Origin of the sequence: Salinarchaeum sp. IM2453 (assembly GCF_019693215.1) — an archaeon.
Lineage (GTDB): Archaea > Halobacteriota > Halobacteria > Halobacteriales > Salinarchaeaceae > IM2453.
In genome coordinates, this window is record NZ_CP081183.1 from 2,637,476 (window position 1) to 2,656,678 (window position 19,203).

Genomic DNA, 19,203 nt, shown 5'->3' on the forward strand with positions numbered 1-19,203 from the left:
TCCCGGGGGAACGAACTGCTTTAGTTTGGGGACTTGCAAATTTCGACCAATGGATACGTTGATTGTTGGAGCTGGCGCTATGGGACGGTGGTTTGCCACGCATGTCCCTGGGTCAATCACATTTGCTGATATCGATCAATCTGCTGCCCATGAAGCAGCCGCTACACATGATGGTGAGGTGCTTCAGCAGGGAACAACTGAAGAGCAGAACTATGATCTTGTGTGCATCGCTGTCCCAATGTCTGCTGTTGTAGAGACCATCGAGACTTACGGATCATATGCACAGGAAGCAATTGTTGACATTACAGGCGTTATGGAGCTACCATTACAATCAATGGAAGCAGTCTGTCCGGACATTCAACGGGCGAGTTTTCATCCGTTGTTTGCTCCTGAGAATGCTCCGGGTAATATTCCAACGGTCATAGATCGAGAAGGGCCAATTATTAGCACTGTTATTGAATGGTTTGAATCACAGGGGAACACGATTATTCCGACGACTGCAGAGGAACATGACACTGCAATGGAATCGATTCAAGCGGCTGCACATACGGCTGTAATTGCATATGGGCTGGCTGTAGATGACGTACCTGATGGATATGGAACACCGATTTCGAACACACTGGATGAGCTTGTCACACAAGTTACGACTGGAAATCCAGATGTGTATTTAGAAATCCAAGAAATGTTTGATGGTGCAGACCGAGTTGCTGAGATGGCACAACAAATCGCGACAGCTGACCGTGAGACGTTCGTAAAGCTATATCACGAGGCTACGCCTGCAGAGAGTAATTCAGTGTCACAATGATTCCAACTGAGTCAATTCTTAATACAGCAAAATATTTACGAAATATCCGTCCTGTTAACCCCGATGAGATGCAGGAATATGTAGATGGAAATCCACATCCAGGGGTTATAAGACAGACACTTCGAGATCATGCTGTCGATCTGGCGCTACGAGAACGTGAGGATGGGCTTTTTGTCCCAGTTGAGGATGGTCCCATCGAAGCAATTGCTGATCGGCCAACAGAGCTGCCACCAAAGTATGTATATCGGTTAGAAGAGTTACTCATTACTGAGTATGGTGTCGACTGGGCACAAGGAGAAAGCGGGGACCAATTACGCAGGACGATACGAGCTTTAAAAGACGCATATTACCGACAAGAAGCCGTTGAGTATAATTATACGGCTGCGCTTGCATACGCAATTTATCATTTACCAGACTACTATGCAGTCACGTACGATCTTCTTCGTGAGCTAGTCGATAATCGGCTTTTGGATCGTACCCTACGGATACTAGATGTCGGGGCAGGAGTTGGAGGCCCAGCCATTGGACTTTCCGATATATTACCTGATGACGTTGTAATCGATTACACAGCAGTTGAGCCGAGCGAAGCTACAACTGTCCTTGAAGAGATGTTAGCTGAAACACACCGGAACTTCCATTCGACGGTTCAACAACAAACAGCTGAAGAGCTTACTTTGGAATCAGAGTATGATCTGGTGTTGTTCTCGAATGTCCTGAGTGAGTTAGATGATCCACATACCACTGTGAAGCGATATTTAGACGCGCTTGCGACAGATGGGACGATGGTGCTCACAGCACCAGCAGACAAAAACACAAGTCAAACATTGCGTTCGGTTGAACAGTCAGTCGCAAATGGAGAGATTACGGTTTTTTCACCAACCGTACGTCTGTGGCCAGATGAGTCCCCAAGTGATGATTGCTGGTCATTTAAGGAACTCCCAGAGATTGCTGCACCGAGTGTACAAGAAGCATTAGAGCAGCATGCACATGACGAGGAGCACTCGCCTAGTGAATTTCTCAATACAACGGTAAAGTACAGTTATGCACTGCTCCGAAAGGATGGTAAAACACGTTTACCGACAGGTCCCGATCCCTCAGAGTGGATTAAATTCAGAAACTCAGAGCGACACGTCGGGAACCGAGTTAATTGTCTCGCCGTTAAATTAAGCAATAATCTCAGTGAAGGAGGAAATCCACTGTTTCGTATCGGCGATGGAAGTCAACAAGCCGATCACTTCGCTGTCGTTCCAAAACAGACACAGCTCAATCGGGATTTGATTGAGGCATCATATGCATCGTTATTGATGATTGAGTCTGGGCTGGTACTTTGGAACGACGATGAAAAAGCATACAATATTATTATTGACGGAGAATCAGTCGTTGATCGGATGGCTGTGTGATTCTGACGGTTTTTCTGTGTCTTACGTGCCAAGCAAATCTAGCGACTATCCGTTGCAGCAAATAGCGCTTAATGACGGTGCGTTTTTGCCGTCTGCGGTCCCATAGCATGTATGGACCGCGAGTTGGAGATTTTGTTGACCAACGACGACGGCATTGAAAGCGATGGACTCGCAGCAGCCTATAACGCACTTACGGATGTTGGAGATGTAACGGTCGTTGCTCCAGCAGATGACCAAAGCATGATGGGCCGAGCCCTTTCAACTGAAGTAGGAATCACAAAGCACGAACGAGGGTTCGCAATTAATGGCACACCAGCTGATTGTGTTGTCGCTGGAATACAGGGACTTGAGCTTGATCCTGATCTTGTCGTTGCTGGAATTAATCGAGGTGCCAATATGGGTGGCTATGTGCTTGGACGTTCTGGGACAGTAAGTGCCGCCGTTGAAGCCGCATTTTTCGACATCCCTGCAATTGCTACCTCATTATATATTCCGACCGGAGAAGTTGCATTTCATGAAGTTGAGGTCGCCCGTGACCATTATCAGGCCGCCGCCAATGCTCTTGGATATCTTGCTTCAAATGCACTTGAGGCAGGCATCTTCGAGTCAGCTGACTATCTCAATGTAAATGCACCTGTTCCTGGGGAAGCAGACGGCTCAATGCATATTACACGACCATCACAGCGATATGAGATGTCAGCAACACATAATGGTGACTCTGTTACGCTCCATGATCGAATTTGGGATAAGATGAATGCTGGTGAGATTGATGAACCAATCGAGACAGACCGAGGAGCGGTAATGAGCGGAGTGGTTAGCGTATCGCCCTTAACGGCCCCACACGCAAGTATCGACAACGAACCACTTCAGAAGGTAGTAGATAAGTTTAGCTTGCGCAGAGATATTGAAGTCGGCGAAACCGAATAAATTAGTATTGCTGAATTAGGACTGATCGGCCGGCAAGGTACGAGGAGATAACTACACAGGCGAGATAGATGCCGATTGCAATCACAACGATTGAGCCACCAGGCGGTAATGAGTGATAGTTTGCAAAGAGTATCCCGGCGATCGTCGATACCTGTCCGATAATTACTGATAGATACAAGGTTTCCCTAAAGCTTTTAGAAACCTGTGAGGCAGCCGCAACAGGAACAACAAGCATCGCAGCAACAAGAATCACCCCAAGGATCTGCATAGCACCAACAACAACAACAGCCGTCATCGCAATGAGCAATATATTATAGAAGTTAACGTTAATTCCAGATACTTTTGCTGCCTGTTCATCAAATGTGATATACAGAAACTGCTTGTAGGAAATTATCACAAGACCAATGACTCCAACAGTCAGGAAGGCAACAAGGCGGGCACCGTCAGTGGTGACAATCGCCAAGCTTCCGAACAAAAATCCCTCAATATCAACGGCAATTGGAGCAAAATCTCTCCCCCATGATATCAGTAACGTTCCAACGGCGAAGCTACCGCTTAGCACAATTGCAATAGGAACATCACCATAACTCTTGGTGTGACTAGTTAGCCACTGCAATCCGACTGCTCCCAGCACACTGACGATCAAGGCAGCATAGATCCACGACCCTTCCCAGCCAGTAAAACCGCTGAACACAACACCAGCAGCCACACCGGCAAATGCTGTATGTGCCAATGTTTCACCGATCAACGCCATCTGCCGATGTACAAGAAACGTTCCAACAACAGGAGCAACAATCCCGATTAGCACTCCCGTTGCTAACGACCGCATCGAGAATGTTGTGTAAAACACCTGGGTTTGGAGGACAAAGTCAATCAGCCCTCCGATGATCAGGAGGTTATCGAACACAGCCTGTGAGGTGGTTGCGACTGAATCAATCGGAGCAAATCGAAGCCAATCTGCGATGATAAAAGTAAACATCGTCACGCCAAGGACCGCAGAGAGACCAATCCCTATAAGTTCAACTGTCCTTCGTGTTGACCTGCCCTGTGTCGTTTCAGAAAGATACTCTCGTTCAAAGCTCATGGATGATTGTGTTGTAGAAATCCGACATTTGATCCATACGCGTCTTCAAGCGCGTCCGATTCGAGAAACGCTGCGGTATCTCCGTGGTAGTACAGAGACTTGTTGATGCATATGATCTCATCAACGTGCTTTGTCAATGCCTCTATATCGTGTTCGACAAGTATGATCGTGATTCCTTCTTGATTGAGTTCTCCAAGAAGTTCATAAAAGTCTGCTTGCGATTCCATGTCAACGCCTACGGTCGGCTCATCCAAGGCAAGCAAATCCGCTTCCGAGGCTAAGGCTCTAGCAATAAACGTCCGTTGCCGCTGTCCACCAGAGAGTTCATTGATGCGTCGATCTGCGAGATGTTCAATCCCAACTCGTTCAAGCGCATTGGCTGCTTTTTGTCGATCTTCATCACGAATGCGCCGATGTCCAACATGCGCAAATCGGCCCATCAATACAGTTTCCCAGACAGTCACCGGCATAATCTCGCCGCGATCTGTTGCTCGCTGAGAGACATAACCAAGCCGTTCACCAGAGTCAAATTTTGCTGCTGGCTTACCAAATAGCTTGACAGAGCCCCTGTCAGGCGATTTGACACCAAGCATAAGATGAAGAAGTGTCGTCTTCCCTGATCCATTTGGTCCAATCAGGCCGAGAAAATCTCCACTTTCAACACTTAGAGATACGTCTTTAACGGCTGTGGTTGAGCCATATGAAAAAGACACGTCTTCAAGTTCAATAACCGGCGTTTCCATCGATTCCATATTGTTCGGTATATGATCAGGGGATGTATGTTCTTGGTTCTGCATCGTAATTGTCACTCAGCGTCTAGCGCTTTTCGCAGCGACTCTAAATTGATGTTGCGCATCTGTTCTACCCATCCCCAGCCATTTTCTTCCCACTCCCGTGTTGTCCCTTCGAGCGGGGTGAGTGGCTCAGCATTTGTAACAGAATCAACTTCATCCATAACTAGTTCTGCTTCCTGTGGTATCCCGTCCGCAGGATTCCCTGCCTCAAACGGATCGTATAAAACTGTTTCAATATCGTGTTCCTCAGCGACCTTCATAATCTCATCCGGAACACTTTGTTCTTCATCTGGCGATATTCCAGTGAGCGTTTCCAGGTCAAACTCATATCGTTGTTCAACATACTGGTAAGAATCATGCCCGACGAATATAGCGGTATCTTTATTAGCTGATTCAACCATCTCCTCAAATTCTTCATGGATATCGTCAAGCTCTTTCTTATACTCTTCTGCATTCTCCTCATAGGCATCAGCGTTGTCCGGATCCGTTTCCTGCAATTCTTGTTTAATTACATCAACCATTCGTTTCGCGTGTATCGGATCAACCCATACGTGTGGATCATGGTTTTCGTTATCAATTTCTTCAGGATCTTCGCTAACATCGATGGTGAACGGTTCATCCTCACCAGCAGCATCGGCGGTATCAGTGGTTACAAATACAGGCTCTTCTTGATCTTCGTGATGCAGTTCAAAGATCAGTCCAGTTCGTCCAGTTTCTTTTGCTGTAATAATAATTTGATCGCCATCAGACTCAATGTCAATGACATTCTCATCTTCTCCGTCTCCAAGGCGACCACGTAGTTCGAAGCCTTGCTCATCAAGACCCAGCGGTAATACATCTCCATCTTGGTTTTCAAAAACCATCGTAATCGGGACTTCTTCACCCTTTAGAATTTGTAAATCACCATGCCAGTGGTCATTGTGCCAATACATCCCATCGGATGAGGGCTCACCTCGCAAGTCAAAGACATCAATTTCCCCTGTCGTTTGTATGTCATCCGGGTGGAAATCAACATCGGTGTCCGGTTCAGGAAATTCGGTATCGTCGTCTAGGTAGATAAGATGTGGTCCAAGCGTTCGCATCGCGTTCACAACGTTCACCTCAGGGTAATCAGCTTCAAGATCTTCAACCAAGTCTTGTGCCCATCGAAATTCGGGGGTATCCAAATAAATAAACATCGCCGTCCGGGCGATATTGGCGGGTAAATCGCCTCCTGGACTCCATCCATGACCCATCTCTCCGGTTTCAACGGGATTCTCAAATGAAAAGTGATCGCCACTGATCTCCTCGGCCCAGTCCCACAGCGAAAAAAATGCGGCATACCCCTCGTCGTCGGCACGCGTGAGCTCTAACCCGAGCCACTCCTCAAGTTGAGTACATCCGGCTAGTGCACCTGCACCAGCGGCTGCCCCGCCTGCAATAAACTTACGTCGTGTCTTTTTCACACTAGCAGATAGTACTCGCAATATAAAAAGAGTTATTATATTTATAGTGGATGTTAATAATTAAGATTAATCAACAAGGTAAAATAATTACTTATAGGTGAGAAACGACAGAAAAATAACAAAATGCTGGTGATCAAAGACGGTCAATCATGTGTCGGTGTATATTGAGTTATTTATTAAAACACTAAATCCTTTGCATATTTATTAATAAAATCTTTATTAGATATAATAATACTTTTACCCTCAAGATACAAGGGTAAAGCATGGAGTCTAATCGAAGAAAACTCATTAAAGGTACGGCGGGAGCATTCGCTGTTGGCGCACTGGCAGGGTGTTCTGATCTACTTGGCGATGGCGACGACGAGGATCCTGAAGAAGTTACTGTCAGCGTTTTAGCGGAAGGAAGTCCTGATATTGCCCACGCCTGTGCACATGCAGATGATCTAGGTGATCCACACGATGCCGCTGGTTCAGCGGATGATGCGGAGATAGTTGATTTTGACACGCATACGGTGTATGACATCACGGTTGAAGGTGAAAGCGGATTTATTGGATTTGAAATGCATGACGATGATAGTGATGACGGACACGCACATAGCCATGTAGATGGCCTTGATTATCATGATGCATACTTTGATGAGACGCCTTTCGGGGTTGATGAGATAGAATTCTTTGACGGCCCCGATTATGAGAATGAAATTGCGGAATTCCATGGCGACCACTGGCATGATGACCACCTTCCACATATTGACGAAGGTGATGAACTTGAGATCTATGCAAAAGTCGAGCAAGAGGAAGGTGGTGAGTTAGAGCTTGATGGAGATCCATATGAGCTCCAGATTAAGGATTATGAAGATCCAGACCATGCTATACATACCCACAATCATATGGACCATGTCGATATTGAAGGCGAACACCATGGAGAGACGCATGTTGCGTTTGAGCTTTACAACACAGACGAAGATGAAGCAGAGTTTCGAACAAATGGAATAAAGGTAGAAGTTGAGGATCACGATGGTCACGACCACGACCATGATCACATGGTCTTTTTCACCCGTGATGCACAGATTGAGATTGAAGAAGGGACACTAATTCAAGAAACGACGTTAGGAGAAGGTGCTGAATGTGAAGATGCTGATGAGGATTGGGAGAAATACGTTGAGATTGATCCTGATCACGGTGAGGCGATGCTAGAGATACAGCCTGAGTAATATTCCTCGTGGATAGACCGCAGAGGATACGATCCACAAAAACAACCTGGATTTCCTTATGTGAGACTTGTGGACTTGGGGTTCTATTGAGAGAGAGTCTCGTTGACAAAATAAGAGTGAAGAAACAGAAGTCCTCGACTCAGAGACAAGATTGATCCAATTATATTTGTCAATTAGCATATATACAGATTTATGATACGTGTCGTAGATTTGTCCGGGAATTTATGCAGACGGTCTGATTAGGATAGATTGATGCAGAAGTTGCAGACATTATTTGCACCATCTGCAATCGCTGTTGTTGGTGCAACCGATCGAGAAGGAGCAGTTGGAGGAGCTATTTTCCAGAATCTGCAGAAAAATTTTGAAGGTAAGGTCTACCCGGTTAATCCGAATCGTGATGTTATCTTTGACAAGGAGTGCTACCAGGATCTAGCTTCAGCTCCCGAGGTAGAACTTGTAGTGATTGTTGTACCTGCGAAAGTGGCACTCCAGGTGCTTGAAGAAGCGGGAAAAGTGAACATCGACAATGTAATTGTAATCTCTGCTGGGTTCTCTGAACAGAATGATAGTGGGGAGATGCTTGAACAGCAATTAATTGGTATAGCAGATGAATATGATATCAACTTGATTGGTCCAAACAGTCTTGGAGTCATCAGTACGCATTCTGGAATGAATGCATCGTTCGGTCCAGCTCTTCCTCAAACAGGGACGATCTCGTTCATGAGCCAATCTGGTGCATTTGTGACAGCGACAATTGACTGGGCGATACAACGGAACATTGGGTTCAAGGATATTGTCTCGCTCGGCAACAAAGCCGTGGTTGATGAAACAGATCTTATCAAAGAGTGGGGTGACGATCCGGAGACCGATGTTGTCATCGGATACTTAGAAGGTATCGATGATGGACGAGAATTCATTGATGCAGCTCGAGATGTTGTGATGGACACACCAGTTGTGTTGATCAAATCCGGTCAGACAGAAGCAGGAGCCCGAGCGGCAGCCTCACATACCGGTACAATGGCGGGAAGTGAACAGGCCTACGAGGCAGGATTACGACAGGCAGGGGTATTACGGGCAGATTCAGCAGAACAATTATTTGACTATGCGCGTGCACTTGCAGGCCTACCATCTCTTGATCAAAATACCGTTGCCGTTGTGACAAATGCAGGTGGTCCCGGGGTCATGGCGACAGATGTTATTGGTGAAAGTAAGCTCTCACTTGCGACGTTCACAGAAGAAACAATCGACGCATTTGATGACTGCCTCCCAGCGGGAGCAAACATATACAACCCAGTTGATATTATCGGAGATGCTCCTGTTGACCGTTTTGTCGAGGCAATCAAAATTGCACTCTCTGATAGAAACGTCGGGGCTGTGCTTGTTCTCGGAGCACCAACAGCAGTGCTATCGTATGCAGATCTAGCCGAAGAGATGGGAGCACTTGCTGAATCACATGACAAGCCGATCATGGGCTGTCTAATGGGTGGCAAAGAGGCAGACGCTGCGACAAAGATACTCGACAAACATGGGATTCCAAATTATTTCGATCCCGCTCGGGCGATCACCGGACTTGAGGGACTAGCAAGATTAAACACGATTCGATCTCGAGAGTACCACTCGTTTGAACCATTCGACGACGTAAACAGTGATCGTGTTGAACAAATCCTTTCTGACGCTGTTGCGGACGGGCGATCACGACTCGGTGTTGAGTCAATGGGTATCTTGGAAGCGTACGGAATTCCAACGCCAGAGGGAGAAATTGCCACCTCCCCGAGTGAGGCCAAGGAAATCGCAGAGCAATACGAGAATTCGGTCGTGATGAAGATTGTTAGCCCTGACATCGTGCATAAATCCGATATGGGAGGGGTCGATGTGGGGGTTAAGCAGAGAGATGTCGAGGATGCATATGAACGGATCGTAACAAACGCACGAAGATATCAGCCCGACGCGACAATTCTGGGCGTGCAGGTTCAACAGCAAGTCGACCTATCAGAAACAACGGAGCTTATTATCGGAACAAAATACGATAGTCAATTTGGTCAACTTGTTCTCGCTGGGCTTGGAGGGATCTTTGTTGAGATTTTTGAGGATACAGCGGTGCGTGTTGGTCCCGTCACAGACCGTGAGGCCGCGACAATGCTTTCTGAATTACGAGCATATCCGTTGCTACGGGGTGCACGCGGGCGCCCAGCCGCAGATGAGCAGTCTATAATCGAAATCATACAGCGACTATCCCAGTTAGTCGAAGATTTCCCAGCAATCATGGAATTAGATATCAACCCCGTTGTTGCCCGGCCAAACGACGCTGTTGCAATCGATTTGCGACTAACAATTGACGAAGGAAAACTATGACAAAGACACTACTCATAACAAGCATTTCGGAAGGTGCCGGCAAAACTGCTGTGCTGGCAGCTCTTGGACAGATTGCAAGCGAACAAGACAAGTCAGTTGGATATATGAAGCCGCTTGGCACACGTCTACGAAGCCCAGCAGGAAAGACACTTGATGAGGATCCGCTGCTTGTTCGAGAGTTGCTAAATCTTGATGCAGCCGCTGATCAGATGGAGCCTGTTGTATATTCACCGTCGTTCATAAAAGAGGTCATCCGAGGACGGGTAGACATTGATTCACTGCATGATGAAATCCGTACCGCATATGATGATATTGCGAGTGGGACTGACATTACGTTGATCGAAGGAGGAGGGTCACTTGCAACAGGCGGGATAGCAAACCTGACTGATCAGGATGTGGCTGATTTGCTTAGTGCTGATGTGATTTTAATTACAGAATACGACAAGCCAGCCGATCTTGATGAGCTATTGTATGCAGCTGAAACACTTGATGACCGGCTGGCTGGCGTTCTATTCAACCGCGTATCACCCGTAGTTGAGGAAGAACTTAAAACAGAAGTACTCCCGTTCCTTGAGAATCAAGACATCCCCGTTCTGGGGATTTTACCACGAGTTTCAGATCTAGCCGGGGTGTCTGTAAGCGAACTGTCAAGTGAATTAGGAGCAAATGAACTGACAACAGCCGGAAAAGACCGAACTGTTGAACAGTTCTTAGTTGGTGCAATGGGAGCAGATGCTGCGTTAAAGCATTTCAGAAGAGCACAAAATGCCGCAGTAATTGTCGGCGGGGACCGATCCGATGTCCACACAACAGCAATAGAGGCTCCAGGTGTTTCATGCTTAATTCTCACTGGTGCCCATCGACCGGCAGATGCCGTCCTACGAAAAGCGAACCAACACGAGGTCCCAATGTTGCTCGTCTCTGAAGACACGCTGACAGCCGTTGAACGGACCGAATCAATTATTCATGAGGGGAGAACCCGCGATGAACAGACGATCATACGAATGAAAGAACTGCTTCATGATCATATTCCAATTGATCGGTTGCTTTGAGGGCTGTATTCTTGGATCAACTAGAGTCTGCACGACATAGCTCAGATATTTTGGTCGGAGTCACTTTCTGCTGAATAGAACTGATCGATCGTCCGCTGTGAAGACGAGTTACTATCTGATGTTTCTGTGTCGTCAGAATGATCATTGTGTGCTGATTCCTGTTCTACTGTCTCCCATTTGGCCAAGTTAGATTGTTCTCCATCAGCAAACGATAAGTTTGAAACACGAATGCCAACTTTTCGAACTGCGGTATCCCGGAATTCCTCAAATAAATCAGTTGCAATATCATGAATGAGATCGGGATCATCAATTGGCCCGGGAAGCGAGTGAGCTCTTGTATTAATATCGTAAGGCGGGATGACTACCTTGATACCAATTGTTTGGTACAACGCATTTTTTGCACTGGCTCGTTCGGCAACGGCATCAGCAAGCGTCTCAAGTCGAGCGGCAATCGCGTCGTATTCACTGGTTGGTTCGGTAAATGCAGATTCTTTAGAGAGGCTTTTCGGCCGTCCACGAGGTGTGACTTCGCGGGTGTCGATACCACGTGCTCTCCGATGGAGGGTTCGACCTCGGTCTCCATACTGGTCCTCAATCTCAGTAAGTGAGGCTGCTGCTAACTCGCCAATTGTTCCGATATTGAGTTCACGTAATTCTCTGGCGGTAACTGGGCCAATGCCGTGGAGGTCCTCAATTGGTAGATCAGCAAGAAACTCTTCGACGGTACCAGGAGGAACGACAACAAGCCCATCTGGTTTATCATGGTCTGAGGCCACCTTCGCTGCATGCATTGTCGGAGCGATACCGACACTTGCAGTTAAGCCAACTTCTCGTTGGATCCGATCTCGGACATATCGTCCGTATCCCTCTGCAACGTCCCACGCTGTGCGATCAGTAACATCGAGATATGCCTCATCAATACTAACAACACGAAGAACATCAGCACAGTCCTCAAGAATATGCTGGATATCTTCAGCAACTGACTCATAAAATTCCATATCAACCGGACGATAGTAGCCAGCAGGAGTATTATTAGTCTGGCTCGCTGGCGGAAGTCGATCAATCGCCGATGATATCGGTTGTGCACTTTCGATCCCGTACTCTCTGGCCTCATAGCTTGCTGTTGCAACAGCGCCAACAGATGTTCCGGGTTCATATCCCATCCCAACAATGACTGGTTTGTTTTCCAGATCTGGCTCTTTGAGTCGCTCACAGGCTGCATAAAAACAGTCCAGATCAACGTGAAGTACAATCCGATCCTCCTCACGTTCTGTTCCTGGAAGCGTCCCCCCGTGTGACACATTTGATTTTGCCGTTGAATATACCTAAATCTCTCGCGATACAAACAATGGAAATCATTCGGATGCTCACAGAATTATAATACTGTCTAATTTTGCCTTAGTTAGTAGATTTATATTTCCACGCTATCCACATATGTTAGATAGGCAATCATTGAGGAGAATGGTACTCCGATCATTTCTAAATCAGCGAAATATATTTTTCAAAAAGAAAACTTTTGTTTTAATCAAGAAAAGGTTTAAGTGGATGTGCGGATAACTAATATATACGATGAGCGCTCAAGACGAAACTTCAGTCCGTCAGGAAGCAGGGTCAGTAGAAGGCAGCGACGCACTTCGAATGCCTGAAGAGAAGGCCGAAGAGATTATCAACGCTCTGCAAACTGACTTGGCAGCAACGTATGTTCTATACCATCAGCTCAAGAAACACCACTGGGTTGTAGAAGGTGCTGAGTTCAACGATCTTCATCTATTCCTTGGTGACGCCGCAGCAGATGCGGAAGAAGCAGCCGATGAATTGGCAGAACGAATTCAGGCGTTAGGCGGAGTTCCAGTTTCAGGCGGTGCTGCTCTTGAAGAGCACGCTCCGATTGAACCAGAAGGAGAAGATGTCTATGATATTCGGACCTCCTTAGAGAATGACATTCACCTTTACGGTGAAATCATTGAGAGCCTTCGAGAACACATCTCCGTTGCAGGAAACCTCGGCGATTATAATACCCGACATATGCTTGAGGAAATCCTTGAGGATGCCGAGGAGTACGCACACCACATTGAACATTATCTTGAAGACGATACGCTGGTTACTGAAGAAGCGATGCGATAACTAACGAGTGGATTGATGAGTCAGCAGAATCTCGCTGACTCCAGCAGAAACATTCTCTTGTTCTGAGAAGTAGGTAAACAGATAAGTACTCGTTCTTATATTGTATGTATTCGATAACTGAGTACTGATAAGTGCGGGAATTAGTTTTGCTCCTTTTGCTCCTTTAGTCGAGGTTGGCGAGAGTATATAGTTTGAAACTGATGTTGTAGGATAGATTACTGTCTTCAGTAATTGTGAATTATCGTTGTACTTCTACTGTAAGATCAGTCCCAATCCATGCTTCCGAGTTTGCTGTTTCAGTAAATACGACCCGTCCAGGGCAGGTCTGGTGTACGACGACATTTGGGGCACTATCTGTTGATTGTTCCGGCGAAGGTCTCTCTTTTTTCGTCTCCATCGTTCCTGATTTGTTTAGGTTCGCCTAATTTTATAACTATTACGCTATGGCAAGGCTGCACACAATACTTATATGAGTATTAGTCATCGATGCGCTATGGCTAGCTGTTTGAGGAGACACTCCAATCTGTCCAGAGTGGATAAGACTGTGTATCTCCGTGAGTATTTCGAGCAACAATCGTACAGACTGCGTTTTGTTTGTCTGTGTCATCCTTGCTCCGGCGTCGATGTGCCGAATAGTGGAGAATCGTCAAGTCAAGGCAGGCATGAAGCAAATCGCTCGCCCGGAGTCGCTTTTTCTGGTCATCTGGCCCGTAGTCGATCTCGTCGGTTGTGCGTAGATGTAGTTCAATGATGAGATACCCGCCGGGTTCAAGAGCATCTTTGAGTTTAGGGATCATCTCAAGAGCTGTGAAATAGCTCATTGTAATGACTGAATAAGAGTTATCAGAGAGGGGGTACTCGATGACATCTGCTTGAATCCAATTAACTGAAACACCAGTATTCTTGGCTTTTTCTTGAGCCTCCCGCAATCCAACGTCTGAAACGTCAACTGCATCGACAGTATATCCATTGTCAGCAAGGTAAATTGCGTTTCTCCCTGTTCCAGTTGCAACATCTAATGCACGTCCGTCAGGAAGGCTGTCGATGATATCTTCTAAGATTGGAATTGGATATTCCGGGAGTTCAAACTCGGGGTCCATGTGTTTCTTATCCCATTTACTGTGGTCGTTTTCTCCCATGTTGTTGTATGATGCTGCCTACTCCTTTGTGTCTGGTTATTTGTGTGATACTGACTAATGTCACCATACATCATTATTATGTATCGCTAATATATTAGAAATGATGTCATCGAATGCAAACGCGACGTTCAAACAAGAGATGAATTTGGATATAAATGATGCGACACTTATTGAAGGAATGCCAGGGCATGGACTAGTTGCAGCAATTGCCGTTGACCAGATCACCGAACAGCTTGATCTTAATCATCTTGGTAGTATTGCTTCAGACACGTTTCCACCGGTAACAACATATGATGACGGACTTGTACAGGAACTTGTTCGGATTCATGGGAGCGAGTCACCGGGAGTACTTACACTCAAGAGTGATCTTGCGCTGCCGCGTGAGTCATTTGATGCACTGAGCTCGTGCATGCTTGAGGATCTTTCCAAGTGGTTTGATCGCGCTGTGTTTCTTGCTGGAGCACCAGCGCAAAGTGAAGAACAACTTGGTGAAGTCTTTGGAATTGGTACGACCGAATCGATCAAGCAGGACCTTCGTGATGCTGACATCACCGTTCCAGAAGATCCAGGGCTGGTAGGTGGAATCACTGGTGCGTTCGTCAGAGAGTGCCACCAACATGAGATTCCGGCTGCATTACTGGTTGTCCGTGCACACCCGTATTTGCCAGACCCACAAGCAGCCAAGGCAGTAATCGAAACAGCCCTTGAGCCACTCGTTGAATTCAATATTGATACAACTCCACTCGATGAGCAAGCAGACGAAATCCAGCAACGGATGGAACAGATTGCTGCTCAGTATGAGTCGCTCGTAAGTGAGCAAGAAGAAGCAGAAACAAGAATTGCTCATCCAGGAATGTTCCAGTAGTCGAACAGTAGCTCTGAAACAGATCGTATCTTTTCCCGACCGAAAGATCACCAAGGTCTGGACGACTCACTCCTGTAAAGTAACGAATGACCGTCTCGAAGGTTTCCTCATCGTACAGTACGTATCGATCAGGATCAGCAGTTGCTAGGAAAGCACTAATGATCGGCAGATCAAGGTCTTGATTCGTTCTGAACCGCTCGACCCTATCTTCGAGCAGGCTCTCATCTGCAAATAGCGATTCCAGATCTTCGACAAAGGCTTTGGCGTCGTCAGCTACCTTCGCTTCCACCTTCTCGAACTCTTCGTCTGACAAAGGAGAGCTTTTATCTCCCGTTGATTCTCTGAGTTCCGTTGCATATTCAAGCACTGTGTTTGCAGTCAGCTCGTGGTGATTGAGCCAAGAATGGCCGGTATTCAGAGCTTCTTGAGTCACGTTTCGGTGGATCTCTTCAGACAATCTGAAATCGAGATACGTATCGACAGCCGCGTCAAGGGACCCCTTGTCAAGGTCAAAGTCCTCTACCGTAACCACAGTAACCATACCTCCGGTATTCACAGAACAGACAAAATAACCTTGCCGCAAAAGAGTTGCGCTCTACTCACAACAGCAGACACCCCAACCTTCATATTGTTTTTGTGTTTCATTCAGTCTATGTCTTTTAGACGACTCTTTACGGGCCCAACTGTACCCACTCTGGAACATGAGGCCTTTCAGCTACTCTCAGGTTCGGTCAGCAATAATCCGAATAGTGTGCTCTACGTCGGGAAACAGGAATATCCTGAAAACGAAATCCTCGAACGGTGGAAAGAATATGGCCCATCAGCATGCCTCCAAATCAATACGTTCGACGACCTCGTGTCGGATTGCTACGAACGGAATCAGTACGACGGCCGAGCAACCCATATCGACCGCCCTCTTCTCTTTCGACTCGTGGAGCTCGGGCTCGAAGAGATAGATTCCCCAGCAAACCCGTTCTATGCTGGCCAACAGTTCCCCCGTGCAGGGCTCGTGGATGCGGCTGAAGACCTCTATACTGAACTCGAATTCGCTGGCCTGCTGTCACCGAAAGCGATGCGGAACCGGCTCGTCGAAGAGGGACTGGACGACCGAGCCCACCACGTTGCAGAGCTTGCTGAAGGAATTGAGACGGTTCGTCGGGAGATTCTAGCTGACGAACTGCCAGAGACGTACCGGACAGAGCGGATGCACCACGTCAACACGATGAAGACGCCGCTCGATGAGCTGCTACCGGCTGTTGATGCGGTCGTTCTCAGTGGCTTCACATGCTTCGATGTGCTTGAACGCGAACTTCTGGAACGCATTAGCAATACGTGGCCCACCATCGCAGTGCTCCCGATACAGATGAATTCGGACTCCGTCTCTGGAATCGATCGCGGTGCCTCTCGTGCGCTCGAAACGTATTTTGATCTCGAATTCTCCCGGACACACCACGAACCAGATTCAACGCCACCAGCGAAGTCACGACAACGCCTCACGGCCAATCTCTATCGCCACCCCGAGAACGCGCCCCTGATCGACGATGTGGATCCGACAGCATTGGACCTCACATTCGTCGAGTCGGAGACTGTTTCGGACGAGATCCGAACCGCGGCGAAGGAGATCCGTAGCCAGCTCGCCACTGGGGTTCCACCGGGAAGTATCGGCGTCGTGCTGACGAGTCCGAGTGAGTACGCCGACCAGACGCGGGAATGGTTCAATATGTATGAACTTCCGTACACACTACAGACAGACTATCCGCTTACGGAGACCGCACTGGGGGAAGTTATCGAGTCGGTTTGTGCCCTTGCCAGCGAACCGCGGACAATAGATACGGTTCTCACACTACTCACGAATCCGCTGGTTTCCGTCTCGAATCGGGGAGAGCCGATCGACCATCACGAGCTTACACGTGTCGCCTCTCGCGTTGAGACAACCGGACTGGACACTGTTCTCGAACACGTGAACGACACAGTTGCGGCGACGGTCAAGTCGATTGTACAGGACGCAGCGATACTGTCCGAGGTTGAGCTCGAATCACTTCCCGGGCACCTAGATGCACTTCTCGAACGACTCGGAGTACTAACTACACTGGAGAGTGATGACGTATCGTCAGCCTTCCGATCCCATGAGTCAAGTGCTCGAACCCGTCTCGATCGGGTGCTTGAGACGCTGGTGCTCACAGCCCCAGTTGCCGATCCCGACATCGGTGATCCAACCGACCGGCTGGAGCGAGCGCTCGCTGGCGTGTCGATTCGAAGGGCAGCTCGTCCGGACGATCGCCGGCTCGTCGTCTGTGGTCTGGGGGAAGCGTTCCTGCATGGGTTCGATCACGTCTACGTGCTTGGGATGACTTCCTCGCATTTTCCATCGGACGAAGACCGCCTGTCGTTTTCCCGTCCGATCTACGAGGCGCATCCCGATTTTGAACAGAAAGATGCCGGGCAAGAAGCCCGTTACCAGTTCGGTTCGCTTCTGGCGAGTGAAGCCTCTGTCCGCCTGTCAGCCCCGCAGCGTAGCCAGAGCGGTGATCCATACGTCGAAGCGGACGTATTGACCGATTTGCGCCGGCTCATCGATCTTGGTGAGATAACGAAAGAGAGGAACGATGCGACACCCGGGTCTCAGGAAGACATCCAGCGAGCGATCGGCGAAGCCTGGAACACGGTTCCCGACACCAGACGCCAAGCCATCATCGACGAGGCGACCGACACGGGGACGTTCACGTCCGAGCAATGCACCCGAATTCAGCGTGGCGTCGAGTGTTCGTCGGCACGAGCAGACTCAACACTGACGCCGTACGATGGGAAGCTGTCTCCGGAAACCGTTGGGCAGGTTCACGCGGAAGCCGAGCGGAAACCGTACAGTCCGAGTCGGCTCGAAACCTACGCCGCGTGTGGATTCAAATACTATATGCGTCGCGTGCTCGGCATCAAAGCCCCGGATCCGCTGACACGAGAGCCGGACCCGGGCGTTCGGGGATCCTACATCCACGACACACTCGAACACTACTATCTCTCCTTACAGTCTGAACTGGGAGAGCCAGTCGATCCTGGCGGCGATTTCGATACACGGCAGGAACAACTGCTGGACATCGCTCTCGATCGGCTCAACGACGCGTTCGGGGATTACCCGGAAACCGCGTTTCACGACCAGTGGCTCACGTCAGTGCTCGCTGGACTCGGAACACCAGCAGACAACGCGTACTACGGGCCAGAGGCAGAAACGGACGATGGTAAGCAAATCGCCCGGGGACTGTTCTACCGATTCCTCGAACACGAGTTTGACGAGCCAGCGAAAACGACGGCGCGTCCAACGTGGTTTGAGGCACGGATCGGCCAGCCATACGACGCCGGAACTCTTGTTGGAGACGATCCAGCAGTTATTGAGACGCCACAGGGACCAGTCTCAGTTCACGGACTCATTGATCGGGTCGATACTGTTCCCGGGACGACTCCACGACAGGCAGTCGTCCGAGACTACAAGACTGGAACGTCGATCCTCGGCGAAGGCGACGCCTTGCTTGGTCTGAACTTCCAGCTGCCACTTTATGCCCTGATGGTCGAAGACGCCCTTGATGGAATCGAGACAGTCGGCGCAGCCTACTATCAGGTCTCACCACCTACGTCCGTGAATTCACGAAGTGGCCAAATCACGTCCCAAGAGATGGCCACCTGGCAGGGAAGCGACGATGTGGACACACCATTGCTACGCTATTCACACCCTCACTTTGAGACGCACGGAGCGTTCCGAAGGTTCGTGGAAGAGGTCACAGCAACGAGGCTCGGGGAACTCGCAACTGGGATCGAAGAAGGCCGGTTCCAGCCGACGGTACTTGATCCATCAGACGCGGGGTGTCGGTACTGTGACTACGCACACGTCTGCGACGTACGGTCACATCAGCGGCGAGAAACGATCAAGCACATTGATGACGATAAAATAGCAGCGTATGTTCCCCCGATGGCCCGTGATGTCGATGCTGAAGATGTCGTGGGGGTGGAGTAACG

The 19,203-nt window shown here is 48.5% G+C and carries 15 protein-coding genes; 9 read left to right on the forward strand and 6 right to left on the reverse strand.

The features are described 5' to 3' along the window. Positions 1-49 precede the first annotated feature (49 nt). The 3 genes from K0C01_RS12540 (at position 50) to surE (ending at position 3,132) form a co-directional block, all read left to right on the forward strand. Complete coding sequence (locus K0C01_RS12540; protein WP_221170032.1) at positions 50-805, forward strand: prephenate dehydrogenase; 756 nt, start codon at positions 50-52, stop codon at positions 803-805. After that, positions 802-2,205 (forward strand): small ribosomal subunit Rsm22 family protein, encoded by a 1,404-nt coding sequence (locus K0C01_RS12545; protein WP_221170033.1) that lies wholly within the window; start codon positions 802-804, stop codon positions 2,203-2,205. Before K0C01_RS12540 ends, K0C01_RS12545 begins: the two co-directional genes overlap by 4 nt. A gap of 111 nt (positions 2,206-2,316) precedes the next feature. Further along, a complete protein-coding gene (gene surE, locus K0C01_RS12550) occupies positions 2,317-3,132 on the forward strand; it encodes a 5'/3'-nucleotidase SurE (RefSeq protein ID WP_221170034.1) in 816 nt (271 codons plus the stop codon). A 1-nt stretch (position 3,133) separates the two neighbouring features. On the opposite strand, the gene K0C01_RS12555 is transcribed toward surE, so the two are convergent. Genes K0C01_RS12555 through K0C01_RS12565 form a run of 3 tightly spaced genes read right to left on the reverse strand, consistent with a single transcriptional unit; the run spans position 3,134 to position 6,455 of the window. Next, positions 3,134-4,216, reverse strand: a complete 1,083-nt coding sequence (locus tag K0C01_RS12555; RefSeq protein WP_221170035.1) for a metal ABC transporter permease — start codon at positions 4,214-4,216, stop codon at positions 3,134-3,136. Beyond that, complete coding sequence (locus tag K0C01_RS12560; protein WP_310736326.1) at positions 4,213-4,968, reverse strand: metal ABC transporter ATP-binding protein; 756 nt, start codon at positions 4,966-4,968, stop codon at positions 4,213-4,215. The genes K0C01_RS12555 and K0C01_RS12560 overlap by 4 nt, the downstream gene beginning before the upstream one ends. A gap of 53 nt (positions 4,969-5,021) precedes the next feature. Continuing rightward, a complete protein-coding gene (locus K0C01_RS12565; protein ID WP_221170036.1) occupies positions 5,022-6,455 on the reverse strand; it encodes a metal ABC transporter solute-binding protein, Zn/Mn family in 1,434 nt (477 codons plus the stop codon). Positions 6,456-6,718: 263 nt separating this feature from the next. Here K0C01_RS12565 and K0C01_RS12570 point away from each other — a divergent pair, with 263 nt between their 5' ends. From K0C01_RS12570 to K0C01_RS12580, 3 genes are all read left to right on the forward strand, one after another. Next, positions 6,719-7,666: a hypothetical protein gene (locus tag K0C01_RS12570; protein ID WP_221170037.1), complete on the forward strand. Its 948-nt coding sequence runs from the start codon at positions 6,719-6,721 to the stop codon at positions 7,664-7,666. A gap of 252 nt (positions 7,667-7,918) precedes the next feature. Then, positions 7,919-10,018 (forward strand): acetate--CoA ligase family protein, encoded by a 2,100-nt coding sequence (locus K0C01_RS12575; RefSeq protein WP_221170038.1) that lies wholly within the window; start codon positions 7,919-7,921, stop codon positions 10,016-10,018. Next, positions 10,015-11,070: a phosphotransacetylase family protein gene (locus K0C01_RS12580; RefSeq protein ID WP_221170039.1), complete on the forward strand. Its 1,056-nt coding sequence runs from the start codon at positions 10,015-10,017 to the stop codon at positions 11,068-11,070. The genes K0C01_RS12575 and K0C01_RS12580 overlap by 4 nt, the downstream gene beginning before the upstream one ends. Before the next feature lie 41 nt (positions 11,071-11,111). Here the strand turns inward: K0C01_RS12580 and dinB are convergent, their stop codons facing one another. Next, a complete protein-coding gene (gene dinB / locus K0C01_RS12585) occupies positions 11,112-12,371 on the reverse strand; it encodes a DNA polymerase IV (RefSeq protein ID WP_221170040.1) in 1,260 nt (419 codons plus the stop codon). A 268-nt stretch (positions 12,372-12,639) separates the two neighbouring features. On the opposite strand from dinB, the gene dpsA reads away from it, so the two are divergent. After that, positions 12,640-13,194 (forward strand): DNA starvation/stationary phase protection protein DpsA, encoded by a 555-nt coding sequence (gene dpsA / locus K0C01_RS12590; RefSeq protein WP_221170041.1) that lies wholly within the window; start codon positions 12,640-12,642, stop codon positions 13,192-13,194. Between the two features lie 238 nt (positions 13,195-13,432). On the opposite strand, the gene K0C01_RS12595 is transcribed toward dpsA, so the two are convergent. Both K0C01_RS12595 and K0C01_RS12600 read right to left on the reverse strand, forming a co-directional pair. Next, positions 13,433-13,591: a hypothetical protein gene (locus K0C01_RS12595; protein ID WP_221170042.1), complete on the reverse strand. Its 159-nt coding sequence runs from the start codon at positions 13,589-13,591 to the stop codon at positions 13,433-13,435. Between the two features lie 100 nt (positions 13,592-13,691). Further along, positions 13,692-14,333 carry a class I SAM-dependent methyltransferase gene (locus K0C01_RS12600; protein ID WP_221170043.1) on the reverse strand — a complete coding sequence of 214 codons (642 nt, stop codon included), beginning with the start codon at positions 14,331-14,333 and terminating at the stop codon, positions 13,692-13,694. Positions 14,334-14,433: 100 nt separating this feature from the next. On the opposite strand from K0C01_RS12600, the gene K0C01_RS12605 reads away from it, so the two are divergent. Further along, entirely contained in the window at positions 14,434-15,198 is a 765-nt protein-coding gene (locus K0C01_RS12605) for a proteasome assembly chaperone family protein (protein WP_259372376.1), read from the forward strand. A gap of 751 nt (positions 15,199-15,949) precedes the next feature. After that, positions 15,950-19,201 (forward strand): PD-(D/E)XK nuclease family protein, encoded by a 3,252-nt coding sequence (locus K0C01_RS12610; RefSeq protein ID WP_221170044.1) that lies wholly within the window; start codon positions 15,950-15,952, stop codon positions 19,199-19,201. The last annotated feature ends 2 nt before the right edge of the window (positions 19,202-19,203 follow it).

Excerpts from the sequence above, each read along its gene's own strand:
- K0C01_RS12540 (WP_221170032.1), top strand. The coding sequence starts at position 50 with ATGGATACGTTGATTGTTGGAGCTGGCGCTATGGGACGGTGGTTTGCC.
- K0C01_RS12545 (WP_221170033.1), top strand. The coding sequence starts at position 802 with ATGATTCCAACTGAGTCAATTCTTAATACAGCAAAATATTTACGAAAT.
- surE (WP_221170034.1), top strand. The coding sequence starts at position 2,317 with ATGGACCGCGAGTTGGAGATTTTGTTGACCAACGACGACGGCATTGAA.
- K0C01_RS12555 (WP_221170035.1), bottom strand. The coding sequence starts at position 4,216 with ATGAGCTTTGAACGAGAGTATCTTTCTGAAACGACACAGGGCAGGTCA.
- K0C01_RS12560 (WP_310736326.1), bottom strand. The coding sequence starts at position 4,968 with ATGGAATCGATGGAAACGCCGGTTATTGAACTTGAAGACGTGTCTTTT.
- K0C01_RS12570 (WP_221170037.1), top strand. The coding sequence starts at position 6,719 with ATGGAGTCTAATCGAAGAAAACTCATTAAAGGTACGGCGGGAGCATTC.
- K0C01_RS12575 (WP_221170038.1), top strand. The coding sequence starts at position 7,919 with ATGCAGAAGTTGCAGACATTATTTGCACCATCTGCAATCGCTGTTGTT.
- K0C01_RS12580 (WP_221170039.1), top strand. The coding sequence starts at position 10,015 with ATGACAAAGACACTACTCATAACAAGCATTTCGGAAGGTGCCGGCAAA.
- dpsA (WP_221170041.1), top strand. The coding sequence starts at position 12,640 with ATGAGCGCTCAAGACGAAACTTCAGTCCGTCAGGAAGCAGGGTCAGTA.
- K0C01_RS12595 (WP_221170042.1), bottom strand. The coding sequence starts at position 13,591 with ATGGAGACGAAAAAAGAGAGACCTTCGCCGGAACAATCAACAGATAGT.
- K0C01_RS12600 (WP_221170043.1), bottom strand. The coding sequence starts at position 14,333 with ATGGGAGAAAACGACCACAGTAAATGGGATAAGAAACACATGGACCCC.
- K0C01_RS12605 (WP_259372376.1), top strand. The coding sequence starts at position 14,434 with ATGATGTCATCGAATGCAAACGCGACGTTCAAACAAGAGATGAATTTG.